Origin of the sequence: Plantibacter sp. Leaf314 (assembly GCF_001423185.1) — a bacterium.
Classification (GTDB): domain Bacteria; phylum Actinomycetota; class Actinomycetes; order Actinomycetales; family Microbacteriaceae; genus Plantibacter.
The window spans coordinates 38,651-54,940 of record NZ_LMOB01000002.1; the positions used below are offsets into that span (position 1 = coordinate 38,651).

The following is a 16,290-nucleotide window of genomic DNA, read 5'->3' on the forward strand; positions in this document are numbered from 1 at the left end:
CAGTCTACGGGCGAGTCCGGCCGACGAACTCGTCCGCTTCGGCGCTCCCGCCCTCCACCCACTCGATGTCGGGGTACCGCTTGAACCAGCTGACCTGCCGCCTGGCATAGCGTCTCGTGAGCCGCTGGGTCTCGGCGATCGCCTCCGACTCGGTGAGGTCCGACCGGAGCTGCGCCGCCGCCTGGGCGTACCCGATGGCCCGGGCAGCGGTCACACCGCGCTCCAGCCCCTGCTCGAGGAGCGAAGCGGTCTCGTCGACGAGACCCGACGCCCACATCGCCTCGACGCGCCGGTCGAGCCTCGAGACCAGTTCCTCTCGCGGCGTGGAGACGCCGACGACCTCGACCGGTCGCCAGGGCGTCGGGCGTTCGGGCAGCGCAGCGCCGTGCCCTCGCTCGGCGAGCTCATGCACCTCGAGCGCCCGGATGACGCGTCTGGCGTTCGCCACGTCGACCCGCTCCGCCGTCACGGGGTCCGCTCGCCGAAGCCGCTCGACGAGTACCTCGATTCCCTCTCGTTCGAGGTCGTGCTCCAGCCGCCCCCGGACGCCCCGGTCGCGAGGGGGGAACCGGAAGTCGTGGATGACGCTGGACACGTACAGCCCCGAGCCACCCACCAGGATCGGCGTCACCCCACGGGCCAGGAGTCCGTCGATCACCGCGCGAGCCGTCGGCTGATACCAGGCGACGGACGCTTCCTCGGTGACGTCGAGCACGTCGAACAGGTGATGCGGGATCCCCCGCCGCTCGGCGAGCGGCAGCTTGGCAGTACCGATGTCCATGCCGCGGTAGAACTGCATGGCGTCGGCGTTCACGATCTCAGCGGGTCGACCGGCGTCCCGGAAGGCCGTCGCCAGATCGAGCGACAGCGCGGACTTCCCCGTCCCGGTCGCTCCGACGACCGCGAGGAAACCGGTCACCGACGTTCGCCGTCACTCGGGTCGTAGATGGGCGAGGTGGTCACCCCGGAGACCGGGGCCCCGACGCGGAGTCCGGGAAGTCCGAGCGACACCCGCCCGGGTTCACTCACCCCAGGGGTGGCCGGCACGCCGCAGGAGTCGGACTGAGCGCGATCCCAGGCGTCTCCGGCCCGCGTGCGGCGGACGCGCAACGGTGCGCCGGCCGGGGCGTCGGCGAGGAGATGGAACGATGCGGCTTCGGTGATGGTGACCGTGACGACGTCGCCCGGGCGCGGGACCTCGGATCCAGCTGGCACATCGAAGTGGACGAGGCGTGAATCCTCGGCCCGGCCGCTCAGCCGATGCGTCGTGTCGTTCTTGCGACCTTCACCGACGGCGACGAGTAATTCGACCTGTCGGCCCACCTGCCGCTGGTTCTCCTCCAAGCTGATCCGGTCCTGCAGCGCGACGAGTCGTTCGTACCGCTCCTGCACGACGGCCTTCGGCACCTGGTCGGGCATGGTTGCCGCGGGTGTCCCCGCCCGGATGGAGTACTGGAACGTGAACGCACTCGCGAACCGTGCGGCCTCCACCACCCGCAGCGTCTCCAGGAAATCCGCTTCGGTCTCGCCGGGGAACCCGACGATGATGTCGGTGGAGATCGCCGCGTGCGGGATCCGTGCGCGGACCCGGTCGAGGATGCCGAGGAACCGTTCGGACCGGTACGAGCGACGCATGGCTTTGAGGATGCGGTCGGATCCCGACTGGAGGGGCATGTGCAGCTGCGGCATGACGTTCGCCGTCTCCGCCATCGCGTCGATGACGTCGTCGGTGAACGCCGCGGGGTGCGGACTGGTGAAGCGGACCCGTTCGAGCCCCTCGATCGTCCCCGCCGCGCGCAGCAGCTTTCCGAACGCCTGTCGATCGCCGAATTCGACCCCGTAGGAGTTCACGTTCTGGCCGAGGAGGGTGACCTCGATCGCGCCGTCGTCGACGAGGGCCCGCAGCTCGCCGAGGATCTCCCCCGGACGTCGGTCCTTCTCCTTGCCTCGGAGGGATGGCACGATGCAGAAGGTGCATGTGTTGTTGCAGCCGACGGAGATCGACACCCAGCCGCTGTAACTGGAGTCCCGCTTCGTGGGGAGCGTGGACGGGAAGGTGTCGAGGGACTCGAGGATCTCCAGCTGGGCTTCGTCGTTGTGTCGAGCCCGTTCGAGCAGGCTCGGAAGCGACCCCATGTTGTGGGTGCCGAAGACGACGTCCACCCACGGTGCCTTCTTGAGGATGACCTCTTTGTCCTTCTGCGCCAGACATCCACCGACGGCGATCTGCATGCCGTCGCGCTGCTTCTTGATCGACGCCAGGTGCCCGAGATTGCCGTACAACTTGTTGTCGGCGTTCTCACGCACGGCACAGGTGTTGATGACGACAATGTCGGCCTGCTCGCCGTCGGCCTTGACGTATCCGGCCGCTTCGAGGGAGCCGCTCAACCGTTCGGAATCGTGCACGTTCATCTGGCAGCCGTACGTGCGGACCTCGTAACTCCGCTGCCGACCGGCTTCGTCGAACGCTGCGGGAGAGGCGCTGATGACCGTGGGGGTCTCGACGATGCTGCTCATACCAGCAGTCTACGCGCGGGCTGGAGTACGACCCGTCAGCGGAAACTCACGCCCGAACGCTTCGAACCGGAGAGCGCACGCGAGCAGGCCTCACGGATGATCGCCGAACCGTAGCCGCGTCGTGCCAGGTAGGCCGACAGCCGCCGCTCGGCGGTCGCCTGGTCGAGCGACCGGAGTTGCCCGGCACGCTTCTCCGCGACGACCAACGCGCGCCGGAGCTCGTCGTCGTCGTCGATCGCCTCGAGGGCTTCCGCCGCGATCGACGGGTCGATCCGTCGTGAGGAGAGCTCGCGCCCGATCACCGCTCGGGACTGCCCCTTCCGGGTGTGCAGGCTCTCGACGAGCTGGCGCGCGAGTTCCGCATCGTCGAGATAACCGCGGCGACGGAGCTCGCCCAGGACATGCTCGACCTCATCCGACTCCGCCTCATGGCCCCGGAGGAGTTCCGCGATCTCCCACTCCGAAGAACCACGACGGGCGAGCCGCCGCACGGCCAACAGGTCGAGCTCGGCCAACCGCACCTCGGGGTCGACCGGAACCTCCGGATCCTCGGCCGCCTCGTCGTAACCGCGCGCCTCGGCATCCGTGTCGGAAGCCCAGGAGACGCTCCGAGTGGCGGGCGCGGGCGCGGTCCGGTCGGTTGGCGATGACGTGGCCTGCGGCCGGCTCTGAGCCCTGCCGTGTTCGACCGTGTCCTCGGTGGTCCGGCGGCGGAGTGGGGCGACCGGGCGACCGGGCGAGGATCCCTCGCCCTCGGGTGCCGAAGGATCCTCGGTCTGGCCGACGAACCAGCCGTCGGGCTCAGGAGTCGCTTGGGCGGCCGGCCGACGGCCGAACAGCGAGGTCACGGGAGCCAGCGTCTCCGACGACTCGTCGGCCGGACCGGCGGGAGGGAAGGAGACGACCATGATGACCTCGCTGTTCGGGTGGGGTTAGGCGCTGCGCTTGGCAGCGGACTTCGAAGCGCCGGCCGATGCGAGCTGCGGTGCCCCGCCCGTCGCCGCTTCGAGTGCCGCAGCCTCAGCGGCTGCCACCTCGGCGGCAGCGGCGTCGGCTGCCTTCTTGGTGGCGGCACCTTCGGCTCCGACCCCGAGTTTGCCGAGGATGCGGCGCTCGATCTCAGCAGCGATGTCGGGGTTCTTGAGCAGGAAGTTCCGGGCGTTCTCCTTGCCCTGCCCCAGCTGGTCGCCCTCGTAGGTGTACCAGGCGCCGGCCTTCTTCACGATGGCGTGCTCGACGCCGAAATCGATCAACGAGCCCTCACGGGAGATGCCGACGCCGTACAGGATGTCGAACTCGGCCTGACGGAACGGCGGTGCCATCTTGTTCTTGACGACCTTGACGCGGGTACGGTTGCCGACGGCCTCGGTACCGTCCTTCAGCGTCTCGATCCGGCGGATGTCGAGGCGCACGGAGGCGTAGAACTTGAGCGCCTTGCCGCCGGCGGTCGTCTCGGGGCTACCGAACATCACGCCGATCTTCTCGCGCAGCTGGTTGATGAAGATCATGGTCGTGTTCGTCTGGTTCAGTCCACCGGTCAGCTTGCGCAGTGCCTGCGACATGAGGCGGGCCTGGAGACCGACGTGCGAGTCGCCCATGTCGCCCTCGATCTCAGCACGGGGAACGAGTGCCGCGACGGAGTCGATCACGATGAGGTCGATGGACCCGGAGCGCACGAGCATGTCGGCGATCTCGAGCGCCTGCTCACCCGTGTCGGGCTGGGAGACGAGGAGCGAATCGATGTCGACACCGAGCTTCTTCGCGTACTCGGGGTCGAGTGCGTGCTCGGCGTCGATGAAGGCTGCGATGCCCCCGGCACGCTGGGCGTTCGCGATGGCGTGGAGCGTGAGGGTCGTCTTACCCGAGGACTCCGGTCCGTAGATCTCGACGATGCGACCGCGAGGGAGTCCTCCGATCCCGAGCGCGACATCGAGCGCGATCGATCCGGTGGAGACCACTTCGACCGGCGCGCGCTCGTCGCTGCCGAGACGCATCACCGAGCCCTTGCCGAACTGACGGTCGATCTGGGCGAGTGCGGTTTCGAGGGACTTCTCGCGTTCAGCTGGGCTTGGCATGGTGTGCTTCTCTCTGCTCGGTGTCGGGTGCCTATAGGCTGTCGCCGCGTGTTCCGAGACCCGCTTCTTCTGAAGGTCGGGGCCCGGAGGCGACAAGGCGTCGATCGTTCCTGGTGTCTTCGACGGTACGCGCCACCACCGACATCGGTCGGTGGACGACTCGATCCGTGCAGAACGCACTCACGAATGATCCTGTGGAGGACACTAGCAGCACTAGAACGGATGTTCGATACCGTTCGAACGGCGTGTCGGGCATCGCCCCAGCGTCAGGACGACGTCCGGACGACGTGCGTCGCGGACTACGACCCCGGCTGCAAACGACCGACGCCGTGTCGTCGGTCGTCGGGGACGTCGGTCGCCGCGCAGAGCGCGATCCACACGTCACGTGGCGGGACACCGGCGCGGAGGGCCTCCTCCGCCGTCTTCGACCCGAACTCCGTCAGACCGAGATCGCCGGTGAGCACCGCCCCGTAGGCGGCACCGAACTCGTCGGTGACGGCCGTCCTGAACTGACTCAGCTTCATCCCTGCGCCTCCTTGTTCGCCCTCGGGACACGGAAACGCCCCGGGAGAGGGATCCCGGGGCGTCTCGACGAGGTACTCGACCCGCTCAGCGGGAGACGAGCTCGTCCAGCTCGTTGACCAATTCGTCCGGAACGGTGTCCGGGATGTTCGGTGAGAGTCCTTCGATGACCGCGAGGCGGTCGCCGACCTCTCGCATGATGACGGAGATCGGGGTGTCGAGGGCGTCTGCGACGGACGCGAGGATCTCGCTCGACGCTTCCTTCTGACCCCGCTCGACCTCGCTCAGATATCCGAGTGCGACGCTCGCCTTGCTGGCCACCTGGCGCAGCGTGCGGCCCTTCTGCAACCGGAAGTCCCTCAGCACGTCGCCGATCTCTTGACGGACTAGAACCACGTGACCCTCCCTCTGTGCTCTACGACTCCATGTCGTACAGCGCTCTGCTTCTGCAACGCGGATTCACGTCGTCCCAGCTGATCGCCGTCTCGTTCGTGGATGGCCAACATTACAACCACCGTGTGCCGAACACTAACCAGAATCACTGGGCTTTTCTTGTGAATCACTGATCTGTAACGCGATGGAAACGGTAGCTATTCCAGGGATCGACGCCGGGTTTCACGCCAGGCGGCCGAGCTCGTGGACGAGCGCCTCGAGTGCCGACGCGACCGTCTGCCGACGGATCTCCTGGCGGCCGCCGTCGAGGGTGAGTGGGACCACTCTGCCGCCCGCTCTGGTGACGATGCCGACGAAGACCGTCCCGACCGCTTGACCGTCCTGTGGATCCGGCCCGGCCACTCCGGTCGTCGCGATCCCGACGTCGGCCGGCAACCCGTCGACAGCCAATGCTCGACGGACGCCGTCGGCCATCTGCAGGGCGACCTCCGGGTGCACCGCCCCATGGAGCGCGAGGAGGCCCGCGTCCACCCCCAGCACCGAGTGCTTGAGGCGGGTGTCGTATGCCACGACCGCACCGCGGACCGCCGCGGAGGCTCCGGGGACACCGACGAGCTCCGCGGCCAGCAGGCCACCCGTGAGCGACTCGGCGACCGCGATGGTCAGGCGTGATTCGATGAGCGATGCGACGGCCTCGGCCGCTCGGGGAGCCGGTTCGTCACCCGAGGCGGTCGTCATCGCTTCACCTGACGATCGAGCCGCGCACCACGGGCGGCCGTGATCACGTAGTCGATACCGCTCGCGATGGTGAGGAGGACGGCGATGGTCATGAACACCGCGTTCACCCAGAGGACCCAGTCGCCCAACAGGACCCAGAACGGCGCGAGGGCGAGCGAGATGGCGACGGCCTGTGCGACCGTCTTGAGTTTGCCCATCCACGCCGCGGCGACGACGTGGTCGGAGATGACGATGAACCGGTGGACGGTGATGCCGACCTCGCGGACGAGCACGACGATCGTGACCCACCAGGGCAGCTCGCCGAGGATCGAGAGCGCGACGAGTGCTCCGCCCGTCAGGACCTTGTCGGCGATCGGGTCGAGGATCTTGCCGAGGTCGGTGACGAGGTTGCGGCTCCGCGCGATGTGTCCGTCGATCCCGTCGCTCGCGATCGCGACGACGAAGAGCAGAGCCGCCCACCAGCGGAGGGCACCGTCCGTGCCGTCGTCGGCGAGGAGCATCCACATGAAGACGGGCGCGAGCACGATCCTCGCCACGGTGATGCCGTTCGGGAGGTTCCAGTTCGAGATGCGGGGCTCAGCGGCCGCCGCGTCCGATGCCGTCATGTCTACTCCCGACCGGTGAGACTCCAGGCGTCGTCGTCAGAACCGCCCTCGACCTCAGGATAGTCCTGGAACTGCGCCTCGACGGCGTCCGGCCCGTAGGGGTCGGCCGCCGTCGCCGGAGCCGCCGCCGTGGCGGGTGCTGCCGCCGCAGCCACCGCAGGGGCGGACACGGGGGCCGCCGCTGAACCGTCGTCCTCACCACGGAGGCGCGCCAGGACGCCCGGAAGCTGCTCCGCGGTCACGAGCACGTCGCGAGCCTTCGAGCCCTCCGAGGGGCCGACGATCTCCCGCGACTCCATGAGGTCCATCAGCCGGCCGGCCTTCGCGAAGCCGACCCGCAACTTCCGCTGCAGCATCGACGTCGAACCGAACTGGGTCGAGACCACGAGCTCCGCGGCCGCGAGCAGCAGCTCCAGATCGTCGCCGATGTCCGCGTCGATCTCCTTGCGCTCGGCGACGGCCTGGACGTCCTTGCGGTACTCGGGTCGCGCCTGATTGGTGACGTGCTCGACGACCCGCTGGATCTCGTTCTCGCCGACCCAGGCGCCCTGCACGCGGATCGACTTGTTCGCGCCCATCGGGAGGAACAGGGCGTCGCCCTGACCGATCAGTTTGTCGGCACCCGGCTGATCGAGGATGACCCGGGAGTCGGTGACGCTCGTGACGGCGAAGGCGAGCCGCGACGGGACGTTGGCCTTGATGAGCCCCGTGACGACGTCGACCGAGGGTCGCTGCGTCGCGAGGACGAGGTGGATTCCCGAGGCACGGGCCAGCTGGGTGATCCGGACGATGGAGTCCTCGACGTCGCGAGGGGCGACCATCATGAGGTCGGCGAGCTCGTCGACGACGACCAACAGGTACGGGTACGGCTTGAGCACGCGTTCGCTCCCCGCGGGAAGCACGATCTCGTTGGCGACGACCGCCTTGTTGAAGTCGTCGATGTGCCGGTACCCGAAGCTTGCGAGGTCGTCGTAGCGCATGTCCATCTCCTTCACGACCCACTGCAGCGCTTCCGCCGCCTTCTTCGGGTTCGTGATGATGGGCGTGATGAGGTGCGGGACGCCTGCGTACGGGGCGAGCTCCACACGCTTCGGGTCGATGAGGACCATCCGGACCTCGCTCGGCTTCGCGCGCATGAGCAGGGAGGTGATCATGGAGTTCACGAACACGGACTTGCCCGAACCGGTCGACCCGGCCACCAGGAGGTGGGGCATCTTCGCGAGGTTCGCGACCACGTACCCGCCGCCGACGTCCTTGCCGACGCCGATGGTCATGGGGTGGTTGCTGTTCGTCGCGGCCGTCGAGCGGAGGATGTCGCCGAGGGTGACGATCTCGCGGTCGGTGTTCGGGATCTCGATGCCGATGGCGCTCTTGCCCGGGATCGGCGAGAGGATGCGCACCTCGTTCGAGGCGACGGCGTAGGAGAGGTTCTTGCTGAGCGCCGTCACGCGCTCGACCTTCACGCCCGGGCCGAGCTCGATCTCGTACTGGGTGACCGTCGGGCCGCGGGAGAAGCCGGTGACCTTCGCGTCGACACCGAACTGGTCGAGGACGCTCGTGATCGCGGCGACCGCCTCATCGTTCGCGGCGCTGTGCGTCTTGGCGGGCTCCCCCGCCGCGAGCGTTCCGGCGGACGGCAGGCGGTACGGCGTCTCGTCGTGACTCTGCGCGAGCGGACGTGCCGAGAAGTCGATCTGGTCGGGTGCGCCGAGCAGGGCCGGGTCGAGGTCTTCGATGACCTCCGTCGCGCCGGGGATGCTGTCGTCGTGCAGGCCGGTCTGCGGCTTGATCTCGCCCGTGTTGAACCGCTTGACGGCGCTCTCCGCCGCCTCGAGGTCGCCGAGCAGTTCCGAGCCGAACGCGTCGTGGACCGGCGCGGACTTCGGCGACGGCGCAGGCGTGGCGACCGGTTCGATCGGCGAGTCGAAGCCGCCACTCGGCTTGTCGAGGCCGAGGAGCTCGGTCATGTTGTCGCCCATGAGCGGATCCTCGAAGGTCGGATCGTCTTCGCGACGGCTCGTGTTCCGGCGCCACCAGGGCAGGGCCGCCGGCTCGTCCGGCTCCTCGTCGAGGTCGTCCAGACGCTTCGTGCGCGAGCGCTTCGTCTCGGCCGGGGTCTCCTCCGGCTCGGCCTCCGGCTGCTCGCCGAACATCCACGCGGAGAACTGCCGGAACCGCGCACCGACGCGGTTCGGCGGCGTCTTCGTGACGATGAACAGGCTGAGGAGGATGAGGAGGGAGATCAGGACCGTCGCACCGATGGGCGTGATGACGGCGGCGAGCGGCGCACCGAGGATCCAGCCGAGGAGGCCACCGGCCTGCGCGAGCGCCGGGAGGCCCTGGCTGGGGTTCGGTTGCCCTCCGTGGATGTGGCACAGCGCCGAGATGCTGATGAGGAGGAGCCCGAGGCCGATGCTGATCCGCCCGTTGTCGTCGACCGACGCCGGGTGCCGGAACAGCCACACGGCGAACACGATCATGATGACCGGGAGCACGAAGGCGAGTCGGCCGAACAACCCGCCGAAGGACCAGGCGTCGAACGTCTGCGCGATCGGGTCGGCCGCACCGAACCACTCGACCACGGCACCGGTGACCGCCAGCAGGAAGAGCAGGAAGGGGAAGCCGTCGCGGCGGTCCTCCTTGGCGATGCGCTCGGGACCGAGCGCCCTGACGGCACCACCCACGCCGTGCGCGAGGCCGAGCCACACCGAGGTGATGATGCTGCGCTGCTCCTCCGCGGCCGGGTAGGCGACCGTCTTCTGCTGCTTCGTGGCCGACGCACCCGACTTCGGAGTGGCCTTCGTGGCGGACTTCGTGCTGGTGGTGCGCGACGAGGCGCCACTCGGCGGCGAAGCGCTGCGCGAACGGCTGGTCGAGTTGGAACGTGCGGCCATGGGTTCACGGTACTCGTCGCCACCGACGCAGCCCGGCAAGCTGTCGGGGTGTCCACGATCCGCGCGGCCCCTGGCGGTCAGCGGAGATTCAGGACCATCGTGTCGCGCGTACCCCGGCGGTCGAGGGTCGTGAACCCCTCGGAGCGGTACAGGGCCACGGCGTGGTTCGCACGCTCGACACTGAGGCTGATGCGCTGATAGCCGGCGGCTCTGGCGAGCAGCACCGTCGCCTGCAGGAGCTGGCGGCCGAGGCCCTGGGCCCGGTGGATCGGACTGACCCCGAGGATGAGCTCCGGGACACCGGGGGCCACATAACCGAACCCGGGGGTGTCGGCGGGGAACAACCGGAACCACGACGCACCGACGACCGCGCCGTCCTGCGTCTCGGCGATGACGCCGGCATCGCCGGGCCGGCGCCAGCCGTGCACGTACCGGGTGTGCTGCGTGTCGGCGAGGACGTCCGCCCTGGTCCGGAACCCGGCGGCGCTCCAGTTCGCCGCCTCGACCATCATGTCGGTGAGCACGCGCACATCTTCCGCCGCGGCGTCGCGGATCGAGTAGACCGCCATGGACGGATGGTACGCCACCGGTGTTTCGAGCAGATGTCGGCGAGGGAGCCAGCAGCCGTCGTCAGTACCGGATCGCGTCGATCACCTTCACCCGGACGGCGACGAGCGCCGGGAGGAGGCCGGCGATGGCACCGACGGCAGTGGCGCTGACGAGCCCGAGCACCGCGGCCTCGACCGGGAACGGCGGGAAGTCCGTCACGAGCCCCTGCCCGATGAACTGCTCGACGATCGGGCTCTTCACGACGGCCACCGCCACCATCACGCCGATGACGCCCGCGACGAAGGTGGCGACGACGCTCTCCATCATCACCGCGAAGAAGACACGTGGCGCCGTGGCCCCGAAGCTGCGTCGGATGCCGATCTCGCGGATCCGCTGGCGGACGGTGACGAGCGAGAGGTTGATGAGCCCGAGCGCACCGAGCAACAGGATGAGCCCCGCGACCGCGCCCACCACGAGCTTGAGCGACAACAGCGGGTCCTCCCCCGTCTGCCCGAAGTCGTTGCGGAAGACGTCGACCCCGTACGCGTCACCGAGCTCGGCGCGCAGGTCGGACTGGATCCGCTGGGTGAACGCTTCGGCGTCGGCGTTCGGGACCCAGAACTCGAACTGGGGAAGCTGGCCCGACTGTCCGGCCGCCTCGTCGGCGCCAGACACCGGTCCGATCGCCGTGACGCCGGCCGGCAGGATCGACAGCTGCGGTTCGGTGTCCCACTCGTTGCTCGCGTACACCCCGACGACGACGGCCGTGATCGCGCGCTCCCCGTGGATCGTGACCGTCGGGTGCGACTCGATGGGCGGCGAGCCGAGGCGCTGCCAGAACGCGGGGTTGACGACGACCGCCGGCGCGAGGCGTTCGCCGTCGTCCGCCTGGAACCAGGTGCCCTCGTCGAGCCTGATGCGGTGCATCTCGCCGTACGGGACGTCGACCACGGTCGACGTCACCGGCACGGTGCCGTCGGCGAACTGGACGTTCAGCTGCAGGCTGCCGGACTGCGAGACGTACTCGATGTCGTAGCGGTCGGCCAGCTCGTGGACCGCGGTGACGAATGCCTCCGGGTCGGGTTGTCCGGTGCCGGTGCTGTAGGCGGACGCCATGAGCGTGGCCGGCCGTCCGCCGTAGCGTTCCTGCGACTCGGTCTGCGCCTGAGCGGCGAGCGACGACATGCCGACCATGCTCGTGAGGGCGCACACGGCGACGCCGACACCGATGAGCGACAGGATGACGCGACCGCGATGGATGCGCAGTTCCTGCGCCGCCTCGACGACGGCTCCGACGATCGAGGTGAGGATCCTAGACATCCGCCGCCTCCAACTCCTCGTCCGGCGTGAGGACGCCGTGGTCGAGGCGGTGATGCGTCGTTGCGAGCCTCGCGATCGCGCGGTCGTGGGTGATCGTCACGAGTGCGGCCCCTGTCGACGTGGCTACCTCGTCGAGCAGCGACATGACGGAGGTGCCGGTCTCGACGTCGAGGGCTCCGGTCGGCTCGTCCGCCAGGATCAGGCGGGGGCCGCGGACGAGCGACCGCGCGATCGCGACACGCTGCTGCTCACCGCCGGACAGCTTGGTGGGCATCGCGTCGAGTCGGTCGCCGAGCCCGACCCGTTCGAGCATCGCCGCCGCGATCTCCCGGCGACGCCAGAAGGACCGCCCGCTCGCGTACAGCAACGGTGTCGTGACGTTCTCGAGCGCCGTCCGGCCGGGCAGGAGGTTGAACTGTTGGAAGACGAAGCCGATCTGGGCACCGCGAAGGCGGTCCCGCGCTCCGGAACCGAGCCGCTCGGCTGGACGACCGTCGAAGACCAGGGAGCCCGAGGTCGGCTTGTCGAGCAGGCCGAGCAGGTTCAGCAGCGTGGACTTCCCCGAACCCGAGCGCCCGACGATCGAGACCCGATCCCCCTCGTGCACCTCGAGGTCGACGCCGTCGAGGATGGTCAAGGGCGGGGCGTCGGGGATCTGGACGACCCTGGTGACCCCGCGGAGTTCGAGGAGGGTCACCCGACCGACCCTTCGCAGCTCATGCTGCCGTCCGGGAGCGTCGTGCACCCCTCGGGGACGGGGGCGACGGCACCGGGCACGAACTGCAACACGGAGTCGCCCTCGGCGAGGCCGTCGACGATCTGGACCTGCTGCCCGTCGTTCAGGCCGAGCGTGACGGGACGTTCCTCCTGCGCGCCGTCCGCGCCGACGACCCACACGGTCCCGGTGCCCGCGGAACCCTTGACCGCGGTCGTCGGGAGGACGAGGACGTTCTCCGCGGTCCCGCCCGCGAGTTCGATCGTCGCTGCGAGTCCGGCGAAGACCCGGACGTCACCGGGCACGGCGCACGTGACCGAGGTGCCAGCGGCCCCCGGAGTCTGTCCCGTGCCGCCGCCAGCGGCCGGCTCCTCGTCATCTCCACCGGTGGTCGGTGTCGTGACGCGGACCGCCGGGCAGACGAACGGGGCCGGGCCACCGTTGATCGTGACCGTCGCCTCACCCGGGATGGTGAGCAGGCGGTACTGCTTGTCGGCGCTCAGGGAACCCGTGATCGAGAACGTCGCCGGCGAGACCTGGGCGACGGCGTCGCCGATCTGCACGGACTGGCCGTGGATCAGCTTGACGTTGCCGAGGGTCCCGGCGACGGGGGCCGTGACCTGCACGAACCGTTCCTTGCCCTCCTCGTCGATGGTCTTGACGTCGAGGATGGGGTCGCCCTCGGCGAGGACGGCACCCTTGGCGGCGAACACCTCGTCGACCGTGCCGGCGACCGTCGACTTGGCGGTGCTGGCCGGATCGGCGACGACCTGACCCTCCACCGAGACGGTGTTGACCACGGTGCCGAGCGCCGCCTGCACCTCCGGCTCCACGAGACTCCCGGTCGGCTGCGTCGGCCCCTCCTCGGCGGGCGCGTCCGGGAAGAACGCGACCTTCACGAGGGCGACCGCGATCGCGGCGAAGACGAGCAGTTTCAGAATGGGGAACACCCAGGTGCGGACAACGCCCACGCCGACCTCCGGAATCCACCGCAGTCGGAGTGACGAGCGGCCATAGGAGCTTCCACGGTAGCAACGCGGAAGGCGGCCGGCATCACCCTCGCGAATGATGTCCGACCGCCTCCTGGCGGGTTGCGTCGGTTGGACCCGACGGACCGATCAGGCCTCGATGACCAGCGGCACGATCATCGGACGGCGCCGGAACGAGGTGTTGACCCAGCGTCCGACGGTCCGACGGATGACCTGCGACAACGCGTGCGTGTCGCGGACCCCGTTCTCGGCGGCTTCGGCGAGGGCCTTCGCCACCTTCGGCTTGATGTCGGCGAAGACCTTGTCGTCCTCGGCGAACCCCTTGGCGTGGACCTCGGGACCGGAGATGATGTGACCCGTCTTCGAGTCGACGACGACGATGACCGAGATGAAGCCCTCCTCGGCGAGGATGCGGCGGTCCTTGAGGTCGGCGTCCGTGATCTCGCCGACCGTCGAGCCGTCGACGTAGACGAGGCCGACGTCGAGCTGGCCGACGACCTTCGCGACGCCGTCCTTCAGGTCGATGACGATCCCGTCCTCACCGATGAAGGTGTTCTGGGCGGGGACGCCGCTGTCGATGGCGAGCTTCTGATTGGCGACGAGGTGACGGTACTCGCCGTGGACCGGGAGCACGTTCTTCGGCTGCAGGATGTTGTAGCAGTAGAGCAGCTCGCCGGCGGCAGCGTGCCCGGAGACGTGCACCTTCGCGTTGCCCTTGTGGACGACGTTGGCGCCGAGCTTCGTCAGGCCGTCGATGACCCGGTAGACCGCGTTCTCGTTGCCCGGGATCAGGCTCGAGGCGAGGATGACGGTGTCGCCCGGGCCCGGCTCGATCGCGTGGTCGAGGTTCGCCATCCGGCTGAGGACGGCCATGGGCTCACCCTGCGACCCGGTCGACATGTAGACGATCTTGTCCTCGGGGAGGTCCTTCGCCTTCTTGTAGTCGATGAGCAGCCCCTCCGGCACGTTGAGGTACCCGAGGTCGGCGGCGATGCCCATGTTGCGCACCATCGAACGACCGAGGAACGCGACCCGGCGACCGTGGGCGTGCGCCGCGTCGAGGACCTGCTGGACACGGTGGACGTGGCTCGAGAAGCTCGCGACGATGACGCGTCGCTCGGACTTCGCGATGACTTGGTCGAGGACCGGGCCGATCGACCGCTCGAGCGGCGTGAACCCGGGGACGTCCGCGTTCGTGGAGTCGACGAGGAAGAGGTCGACACCCTCCTCGCCGAGGCGTGCGAAGGCACGGAGGTCGGTCAGGCGGCCGTCGAGCGGCAGCTGGTCCATCTTGAAGTCGCCCGTGACGAGCACCGTTCCGGCGTCGGTGTCGATAAAGACCGCGAGGGCGTCGGGGATCGAGTGGTTGACCGCGACGAATTCGAGGTCGAACGGACCGAGTGCCTCGATCTGCCCCTCCTTCACGGGAAGGGTGTAGGGCACGATGCGGTGTTCCTTGAGCTTCGCCTCGATGAGCGCGAGCGTCAGCCCGGAGCCGATCAGCGGGATGTCCTTGCGGAGCTTCAGGAGGTACGGGACGGCACCGATGTGGTCCTCGTGACCGTGCGTGAGGACGACGCCGACGATGTCGTCGAGCCGGTCCTTGATGGAGGTGAAGTCGGGCAGGATCAGGTCGACGCCCGGCTGGTGCTCCTCGGGGAAGAGCACGCCGCAGTCGACGATCAGGATCTTGCCGTCGATCTCGAAGCAGGTCATGTTCCTGCCGATCTCGCCGAGTCCTCCGATGGGGATGACGCGGAGCGTCCCCGGTTCGAGGACTGGCGGATCGATGATGGTATTGGGCATGTAGCCCCCCTCTGGTTTGTCTAGCGAGTCGTACCGGCGACCTTGGGCAGCGCGCCACCGGCGGCGGCGTTGCGGTCTGGCCGGAAGTTGCGGAAGTCGACGCCTGGGATGTCCTTCACCAGGTCGATCTCATCCTCGATCTGCGCGGCCTCCCACTCTTCCGGACCGACCAGCGGAAGACGCACCCGCGGGCTCTGGATCCGGCCGAGGCCGTGCAAGATGTATTTGGCGGCGACAGTGCCGGGTACGTGGGTCATGACCGCGCGCACGAGGGGCTCGAGCTGCCGGTGCGCCGCGGTGGCCGCGGTGAGGTCGCCGGCGTTCACGGCGTCGATCATGTGTCGGTAGGGCGTCGGGGCGATGTTCGCCGTGACGCCGATGAGGCCGGTGCCGCCGATGGCGAGTGTCGGCAACGCGTTGGCGTCGTCTCCGGCGAAGTACATGAGGTCCGTCTGGTTCATCACGCGGCTGACCTCGCTGAGGTCGCCCTTGGCGTCTTTGACGGCGAGGATGTTCGGGTGCTTCGCGGCACGGAGGATCGTCTCGTAGGTGATGGGGATCCCGGTGCGCCCGGGGATGTCGTAGAGGATGACCGGCAGATCGGTGGAATCCGCGATCATGCGGAAGTGCGTGAGCACACCGGCCTGGGTCGGCTTGTTGTAGTACGGGGTGACGATCATGTTGCCGTCGGCGCCCGCCTGCGCGCTCTTCTTCGCGAGTTCGATCGCGTGCGCCGTCTCGTTCGATCCGCCACCCGTGATGATCTTCGCGCGCCCGCCTGCGACGTCCTTGCCGACCTCGACGAGCTTGATCTTCTCCGGGTCCGTCAGCGTGGACGTCTCGCCGGTGGTGCCGGTGACGACGATGCCGTCGGCACCCGCCGTCACGACGTCGTCGATGTGTCGTTCGACGGCCTTCCAGTCCACCTCGCCGTCGGCGGTGAACGGCGTCACCAGGGCGACGAGGACTTGACCGAAGGGGTTCTCTGCACGCGACACGGTCTCAGGCTACCGGGTTTCCCCCTCCGGGGTCACCACCGGAGGGGTCCCGACGCGGGTCTGGGAGCACACCTGGAGCGTCCCGTCGACCGGGTGTCAGCGCGGGTCGATCCGGTTAGGCTGACCCACGAGTACCCGCGCCGATGCACTCCTGCACGGCCCGACGACG

15 protein-coding genes are annotated in these 16,290 nt (G+C 68.7%); all 15 read right to left on the minus strand.

Features of this window, described 5'->3' with window-relative positions:
• Window positions 1-4: 4 nt before the first annotated feature.
• Window positions 5-919: a tRNA (adenosine(37)-N6)-dimethylallyltransferase MiaA gene (gene miaA, locus ASF68_RS13460; protein ID WP_056012106.1), complete on the minus strand. Its 915-nt coding sequence runs from the start codon at window positions 917-919 to the stop codon at window positions 5-7.
• On the minus strand, window positions 916-2,517 hold the full coding sequence (miaB, locus tag ASF68_RS13465) for a tRNA (N6-isopentenyl adenosine(37)-C2)-methylthiotransferase MiaB (protein ID WP_056012109.1): 1,602 nt from the start codon (window positions 2,515-2,517) through the stop codon (window positions 916-918). The genes miaA and miaB overlap by 4 nt, the downstream gene beginning before the upstream one ends.
• Window positions 2,518-2,552: 35 nt before the next feature.
• A complete protein-coding gene (locus ASF68_RS13470; RefSeq protein ID WP_056012112.1) occupies window positions 2,553-3,425 on the minus strand; it encodes a regulatory protein RecX in 873 nt (290 codons plus the stop codon).
• 24 nt (window positions 3,426-3,449) lie between these two features.
• Window positions 3,450-4,592 (minus strand): recombinase RecA, encoded by a 1,143-nt coding sequence (gene recA / locus ASF68_RS13475; RefSeq protein WP_082456166.1) that lies wholly within the window; start codon window positions 4,590-4,592, stop codon window positions 3,450-3,452.
• A gap of 299 nt (window positions 4,593-4,891) precedes the next feature.
• Window positions 4,892-5,116 (minus strand): DUF3046 domain-containing protein, encoded by a 225-nt coding sequence (locus ASF68_RS13480; protein ID WP_056012115.1) that lies wholly within the window; start codon window positions 5,114-5,116, stop codon window positions 4,892-4,894.
• An 85-nt stretch (window positions 5,117-5,201) separates the two neighbouring features.
• Window positions 5,202-5,510, minus strand: a complete 309-nt coding sequence (locus ASF68_RS13485; RefSeq protein ID WP_056012120.1) for a helix-turn-helix domain-containing protein — start codon at window positions 5,508-5,510, stop codon at window positions 5,202-5,204.
• A 219-nt stretch (window positions 5,511-5,729) separates the two neighbouring features.
• Window positions 5,730-6,245, minus strand: a complete 516-nt coding sequence (locus tag ASF68_RS13490; protein WP_056012123.1) for a CinA family protein — start codon at window positions 6,243-6,245, stop codon at window positions 5,730-5,732.
• Window positions 6,242-6,850, minus strand: a complete 609-nt coding sequence (gene pgsA, locus ASF68_RS13495) for a CDP-diacylglycerol--glycerol-3-phosphate 3-phosphatidyltransferase (RefSeq protein ID WP_056012127.1) — start codon at window positions 6,848-6,850, stop codon at window positions 6,242-6,244. Before pgsA ends, ASF68_RS13490 begins: the two co-directional genes overlap by 4 nt.
• 2 nt (window positions 6,851-6,852) lie before the next feature.
• Window positions 6,853-9,744, minus strand: a complete 2,892-nt coding sequence (locus ASF68_RS13500) for a DNA translocase FtsK (protein WP_056012129.1) — start codon at window positions 9,742-9,744, stop codon at window positions 6,853-6,855.
• Window positions 9,745-9,821: 77 nt separating this feature from the next.
• A complete protein-coding gene (locus tag ASF68_RS13505; RefSeq protein WP_056012132.1) occupies window positions 9,822-10,313 on the minus strand; it encodes a GNAT family N-acetyltransferase in 492 nt (163 codons plus the stop codon).
• Window positions 10,314-10,374: 61 nt separating this feature from the next.
• Complete coding sequence (locus tag ASF68_RS13510; RefSeq protein WP_056012136.1) at window positions 10,375-11,613, minus strand: ABC transporter permease; 1,239 nt, start codon at window positions 11,611-11,613, stop codon at window positions 10,375-10,377.
• Entirely contained in the window at window positions 11,606-12,310 is a 705-nt protein-coding gene (locus ASF68_RS13515; protein WP_056012139.1) for an ABC transporter ATP-binding protein, read from the minus strand. Before ASF68_RS13515 ends, ASF68_RS13510 begins: the two co-directional genes overlap by 8 nt.
• Window positions 12,307-13,299, minus strand: a complete 993-nt coding sequence (locus ASF68_RS13520) for a hypothetical protein (RefSeq protein WP_056012142.1) — start codon at window positions 13,297-13,299, stop codon at window positions 12,307-12,309. The genes ASF68_RS13515 and ASF68_RS13520 overlap by 4 nt, the downstream gene beginning before the upstream one ends.
• A gap of 147 nt (window positions 13,300-13,446) precedes the next feature.
• Window positions 13,447-15,123, minus strand: a complete 1,677-nt coding sequence (locus ASF68_RS13525) for a ribonuclease J (RefSeq protein WP_056012144.1) — start codon at window positions 15,121-15,123, stop codon at window positions 13,447-13,449.
• A gap of 20 nt (window positions 15,124-15,143) precedes the next feature.
• Complete coding sequence (dapA, locus tag ASF68_RS13530) at window positions 15,144-16,121, minus strand: 4-hydroxy-tetrahydrodipicolinate synthase (protein WP_056012147.1); 978 nt, start codon at window positions 16,119-16,121, stop codon at window positions 15,144-15,146.
• Window positions 16,122-16,290 lie beyond the last annotated feature (169 nt).